The organism is Leptolyngbya sp. FACHB-711 (assembly GCF_014695615.1).
Taxonomy (GTDB): Bacteria; Cyanobacteriota; Cyanobacteriia; order Elainellales; family Elainellaceae; genus Leptolyngbya_A.
Map to the genome: position 1 here is coordinate 1 of NZ_JACJOR010000169.1, position 5800 is coordinate 5800.

Sequence of the window (5800 nt, forward strand, 5' to 3'; positions counted from 1 at the left end):
GGCTCCAGGGAATCCTTCTCTGTACATTAGTCAAACTGGCTCGATCGCGGCATGATTGAAAACAGCAACATTTCTTAAAGACACGATCGAGATCAATCTGCCTTGAACGTTTTTACCAAGCTCAATCCTTCGGTTCGGCGCGATTTGCTGGTGCTGTTTGTTGCCGGACTTCTCTTCTGGTCAGGGTTAGCCTCCCATCTGCCGACCCTGCCACTGTATATAGAATCACTCGGCGCAACGCCTCAAACGGTAGGCATTGTGATGGGGTGCTTTGCGGTGGGACTGCTGGCAAGCCGGGAATGGATGGCGCGTTTAGCAGACAGTCGCGGACGCAAAATCGTTTTGCTGATTGGCATGGCGGCAGTTACCCTTGCGCCGATCGGCTACGTGATCGCGAATTCGATTCCGCTGTTAATGGGCATTCGGGCGTTTCACGGCATCAGCATTGCTGCCTTTGCGCTGGCATACAGTGCCCTGGTCATAGACCTATCGCCCCCTCAGCATCGCGGAGAACTGATTGGCTACATGAGCCTGGTCAACCCGATCGGCATGGCACTCGGTCCGGCATTTGGGGGATTGCTCTACGAGGGGCTGGGCTTTTCTCTAACGTTCCTCCTGACCAGTGGCTTAGGCATTTTGGGGCTAGTCTGCACAACTCAGGTACGAGAACCTCGATCAGAAATCAAACCCGATCCCTCCGGCAAGCCCAAACAGTTTTGGCAACTGCTGCTCACGCCACGCATTCGGATTCCGGCGATCGTTCTGCTGCTGATCGGTTTATCGTTTGGCGCGCTCAGCACCTTTACACCGCTCTATATTCGCGAAGTCGGCGTGAGCCTCAATGCCGGACTGTTTTACACCGCAACAGCGGTTACCGGCTTTGCGATTCGCTTTCTGGTTGGTCCTGCCTCCGATCGCTACGGGCGCGGCGTATTTATCAGCATGAGTCTGGTGCTGTACACGCTATCGATGCTGATGCTGTGGCGAGCCAATAGCGTCACTATGTTTTTGCTAGCGGGAGCCGTGGAAGGAGCCGCTGCCGGAACGCTGATTCCCATGATGGCGGCTTTAATGGCAGATCGATCCCAGCCAGACGAGCGCGGACGCACCTTTGGACTCTGCATGGTAGGCTTTGACGCAGGCATCGCGATCGCTGGACCTTTGTTTGGACTGCTGGCGACAAACAGTGGCTATCGAGGCGTTTTCGCGGTTTGCGCTGGACTGTCACTGCTAAGCATGGTGATTTTCCTGACCCAATCGAGCAAAGATCTGCGCCACTCGCTGCAGTTTGGGCTGGGTCGAGGTGGGGATTTTTATGCAGTGGATTTCCCTGGGCAAAACCAGGAATAATCATCCCTGGACAAAACCAGGAATAATAAAAAGAGGTGGCATTAACTTGTCCACCTCATCCAGTCATTCACCTACGGGCGAGGAGGGATTCGAACCCCCGACACCGTGGTCCGTAGCCACGTGCTCTAGTCCACTGAGCTACACGCCCTTGCCAAGAATTCATAGTAACACAATCAGCAGAAATGTCAAACGCCAACTTTTCAGATGATCTGAATCATTCGCCAAATTCGCTGACTCACCTGGATCAGCAGGGACAGGCACAAATGGTTGACGTTTCTGCAAAGACGCAAACCGTGCGGACTGCGATTGCGATCGGGCGAGTCAGAATGCAGCCGGAAACCCTGGCAGCGATTCAGGCAGGCAATACTCCGAAAGGAGATGTGTTAGCCACAGCGCGGATTGCAGGCATTATGGCAGCGAAACAAACGTCAAACCTGATTCCGCTCTGCCATCCCTTACCAATTCAAAAAGTCGAGGTGCAAATTATTCCCGATGCCGACCTACCCGGATTTCAGATTCAGGCAACGGTGAAAACCAAAGCTGAAACAGGCGTTGAAATGGAGGCTCTTACCGCAGTTTCCGTCACAGCACTAACCCTCTATGACATGGCAAAGGCATTGGAGAAGTCGATCGCGATCGAGTCTATCCAGCTTCTTGAGAAAACGGGCGGTAAATCTGGGGATTACCGATTAGACACAGTGGTTTAACGGACATTTGGAGCGAGAGCTGCGGTGGTGCCCTGCCGGCAATAGGGAGGTGCAGGAGCAAGCAATAGGAGTAGCGTAGCAAAGCAAGTACTGGTCAAACACTGCCAATTAAACCTGAAACCCATCTAAGGAAAGAGGGGTTTTTGTATCGGAATCTAAACATTGGAAACAGACAATAGACAAATGCTTTCCGGCAACCCCCATCTCGAAAAGCAGATTCAATTTTCTAAAGTTTAGGAGCCTCACCCGTCATGAGAAAAGTTTTCATGTCCTTTGCCCTTGCCCTGATTGGCTTATTTGCCGCCGTGGGCTGCTCTGTGGCACAAACCCCTTCCACTTCGACTGCCCCCACTGAAACTGCCCCTGCGACGACCACTGCTCAACCCGCCAGTCAGCTTGGCCCGATCGATCAGCAGTTTATGTTGGAAGCGGCTCAGGCTGGCAACGGCAATATCATGATTTCTCAGCTTGCGCTGCAAAAGGCAACCAGCGATGCAGTGAAGCAGTTTGCTCAGGCAGAGATCGACGAGCAAAATCTGGTGAAGCAAGAGCTAACCCGGATCGCGCCGACCGTGGGTGTAACGCTGCCCACTGAACCTGCTCCGAAATACCAAGCGGCAATGGCACAGCTCTCTCAGCTTTCAGGCGCGCAGTTCGACCAGGCATTTCTGAGTGAGGGCGGCATTAACGCTCACCTGGAAAGTGCAGCACTTTATCAGCGCGAAGCTGCCTTTGGTCAAAATCCTGATCTGGTTGCGCTTGCCGATCGCGGTTTGCCCATCATTAACCAGCACTTCACGGCTGCATCTGGTCTGACGAACTATCAGTTTGCTCGGGTTCCTCAGCGGTTTAACAGCGTTAACTCGGCTGGAGCGATTGCACCACAATCGGGTACAACCTCGGTTCAGTAGTAGTTTTGGCGCGATCGTGGTTTTGTGTGATGTTGTTTGAGGTTGTTTGAGCAGTTGCAGAGATCCTGCATTGCCCCCTAAATTCCCAGTCCTGAGGGACTTTGAATCCTTAAAGCAAGGTTCCGCCCAATTTCGGAACCAGGGGACAGTCCAGCGTAATTGTCGCGACTGCTCGAACAACTTCCTAACTCAAAACCTGTTGCAGGATTGCTGCATTCTCAGGGGTAATATTCCGCTCTCCATTTTCAATCAGTGAGATAAGTCCCTGACTGATTCCTGTCATTGATGCGAGTTTTCTTTGGCTCCAGCCCTTTTTGATGCGCAGATCCTTTACCTGTGATCCACTTAGTTCAACGGGATTGGAGATTTCTTCGATTTGCAAAGCTGCGTTGGTGTTTTCGTCTTCAGAGGGAGTGATTTGATCGATCGTCCCTGCTTCAGCCGTAATCCACAGGCGGGCTGCCAGCAGCTTGTCAAAGAAACCTCTGGGTTTGCGAGCGGTCATTCGCCCAAATGCTGGGGGTTGAATTTCGATCGGGTAGGATTCTGGGTCGAACTGAAGTTTCCAGCCCCGCTCGTGCAGCGTTAGGAGGTCTTCGTCCCAGTTGGCGGAAAGTCGCTTCCGGGCTTCGCTGTTGAGTCGCGCTTGCTGAACTTTTTCTTGACCGTAGGCAACCTCCATCAGGGTTTGCACCGTGAGCGGATGGCGGCGATCGAACTGAGTCTTAAACAATAGCCAGACCATGAGACGCGCAGCCCCTTCGCGATGCTGCCAGAGGCTCATGATACTTTCCAGCAGCGTCTTGGAAAGAATGCCGTGCTGATAGTGAGCAATTTGCTTGCGTCGTCCCTCTTCGTTGAGAAAATACTTTGCCCAAAGCCCGGCTCGAATCACAAAGGTAATGCCGACGAGTTCTTTGTTGCTCAGGAGGTCGTGCTGATAGTGGTAGCGAGTGCCCAGCAAGTGCCAGAGCCGTCCTTCTTCTAGGGTGAAACCTTTGACCTTGCCCTGATTGGGGTAGGAAATGAAGGTTGTGATTTTGCAGGGCTGTTTGGCGATCTCTTCGATCAGGGCTAGCTTTTGCTGTCGATTTAGGTCAGTCCGTTTTTTTAAGCCAAGATAAGATTCGATCTGGCGATCGTCAATTACGAGTTCCTGCTCCCAGGGCTTGGCAAACTGAGTCGCGCAGGCAGCATAAATCAGGTGCATACAGGCTGCCCGAATATCAAAGGTATCCACGACGGCGAGTGCGGCTGCCCCTGCCAGGGAGACTGGGTAATCATTTTCCAGGTCTTCTGTCACCCAGAAGTGAATTGCTCCCTGCCCGTTATCAATGTCTTTGGCGTAGTGGAGCTTGCCATCGGGATCGTTTTGCCAGGGGAGATGACCGCGCTGCGTCAAAATATTGCTTGCCTCCCAAATGGGCAGAGCCGAAGCCATGCGAGTCGATGAGCCATGAGCAAAGAGGTCAGGGTTAAGGTGAAGTCGCTCGGTGGGTCGATCGTTTCCTGATCGAGCGGATTTTTGACTTTGGCGAGCGGCGGTGGGCAACATCGTTTCGGGAACACTACGCGACCGAGCTTGCGTTGCCTGCTTCAAGCGAACAGCAGCAGAGTCAGAAGCCATTTGAGATTTAGCCCCCACGGGTTGAACTGGGAGGCGAAACAAATCCTTGGGTTGACTCATGTACACCATGGGAAATCCTGCTTGCTGCTAAGGTGGCTTAACGGGACTAAAACTCGATCGTCTTTTGTTTAGTAGAGAGATTAAGTTTGTGGAGGTGGGCTGAGGAGTGGCGAAGATGCCGCATTGCTCCCTAAATCCCCTCTAACCGGGGACTTAAAACTCTGAGAGCGAGCTAGATTCCTGGCAGAATTGAGAGCAGGATTCAGGATTGAGGAGGCAGTTCGGACAACGGCTAGCACTTTTCAGACCTCTCCAGGGGTTGCTTTCTACATAGGTTACTCCATATATAGCGTTTAGCAAGCTGGTAGTTGCCGATTTGTTTATATAGATAGAGTAGGGTGCTCGCCCGTTATGCCCAATTTAGGGCTAGATAGGGCTAGATAAAGTCAAGCCCCTGAGGTCGTGCCTTTCGAGCGGCACCAGAAATTTCACGCTGGCTCCAGATTCCAGGCGCGATCGACTCCCCTTGAATTGGAGTTGGAATTAAAACAAGCCGAAATACTTTTACCGTTGCAGCATCCGCTCGATTGTCGCAAACCCCTGCTGTAGCTGAGGCATATAACGAGCCGCCAGCACCCCGCCCACCATGCCAAACAAATGCCCCTGCCAGGAGATGCCGCGCCGGAAGGGTAATATTCCCCAGATCAGCGGTCCATAGAGTGCCAGGACGACGACAGCGATCGCGATCGATCCAAAGTCCTGCCTGAAATAGCCACGCGCCAGCAAAAAGCCCAGATAGCCAAAAACGACGCCGCTTGCCCCAATATGTAGCGAATTTCGGGACGCGAACAGCCAGACTCCTAAGCCGCTCACAATCCAGACGACAGCAGTCACGATCGCAAACTGATTGAACCCATTGAGCAAGACCAGCCAGCCCAGCACCAGAAACGGAACAGTATTTGCCGCCAAATGTGCCCAGGAGCCATGCAGCAAAGGCGCGAAGAGAATGCCCCGCAGTCCAATCTGAGTGCACGGACGAATGCCCAGCGCGTTAAGCCGATTTCGCAGCAAAAGCTGATCCACGGTTTCCAGTACCCAGAGCAGGACGATAAATCCTCCCAAAATCTCAAGCTGAAGCTGAATTGTTGGATCAAGTGCGATTACCCCTTCGGGGAACTGCGAAGCAATCGGCTGCATTCTGATAT

General features: G+C 52.8%; 5 protein-coding genes and 1 tRNA gene. 3 read left to right on the forward strand and 3 right to left on the reverse strand.

The window, feature by feature from the left end:
• Window positions 1-102: 102 nt before the first annotated feature.
• The gene (locus tag H6F80_RS05795) at window positions 103-1350 is read left to right on the forward strand and encodes an MFS transporter (RefSeq protein WP_190790645.1); all 1248 of its coding nucleotides are present in this window, start codon (window positions 103-105) and stop codon (window positions 1348-1350) included.
• Window positions 1351-1424: 74 nt separating this feature from the next.
• Here H6F80_RS05795 and H6F80_RS05800 read toward each other — a convergent pair.
• Window positions 1425-1498, reverse strand: a tRNA-Arg gene (locus tag H6F80_RS05800).
• Between the two features lie 34 nt (window positions 1499-1532).
• On the opposite strand from H6F80_RS05800, the gene moaC reads away from it, so the two are divergent.
• The gene (gene moaC, locus H6F80_RS05805) at window positions 1533-2057 is read left to right on the forward strand and encodes a cyclic pyranopterin monophosphate synthase MoaC (protein ID WP_190790646.1); all 525 of its coding nucleotides are present in this window, start codon (window positions 1533-1535) and stop codon (window positions 2055-2057) included.
• Between the two features lie 251 nt (window positions 2058-2308).
• Window positions 2309-2968 (forward strand): DUF4142 domain-containing protein, encoded by a 660-nt coding sequence (locus H6F80_RS05810; protein ID WP_190790647.1) that lies wholly within the window; start codon window positions 2309-2311, stop codon window positions 2966-2968.
• Window positions 2969-3152: 184 nt separating this feature from the next.
• On the opposite strand, the gene H6F80_RS05815 is transcribed toward H6F80_RS05810, so the two are convergent.
• Together H6F80_RS05815 and H6F80_RS05820 are read right to left on the reverse strand one after the other, a co-directional pair.
• Window positions 3153-4655: a helix-turn-helix domain-containing protein gene (locus H6F80_RS05815; RefSeq protein WP_242067186.1), complete on the reverse strand. Its 1503-nt coding sequence runs from the start codon at window positions 4653-4655 to the stop codon at window positions 3153-3155.
• A gap of 504 nt (window positions 4656-5159) precedes the next feature.
• A partial coding sequence (locus tag H6F80_RS05820) for a rhomboid family intramembrane serine protease (RefSeq protein ID WP_518523528.1) occupies window positions 5160-5800 on the reverse strand: 641 nt, incomplete at its 5' end.

Coding starts and splice junctions, on each gene's coding strand:
- H6F80_RS05810 (WP_190790647.1), top strand. CDS start 2,309: ATGAGAAAAGTTTTCATGTCCTTTGCCCTTGCCCTGATTGGCTTATTT.
- moaC (WP_190790646.1), top strand. CDS start 1,533: ATGTCAAACGCCAACTTTTCAGATGATCTGAATCATTCGCCAAATTCG.
- H6F80_RS05815 (WP_242067186.1), bottom strand. CDS start 4,655: ATGAGTCAACCCAAGGATTTGTTTCGCCTCCCAGTTCAACCCGTGGGG.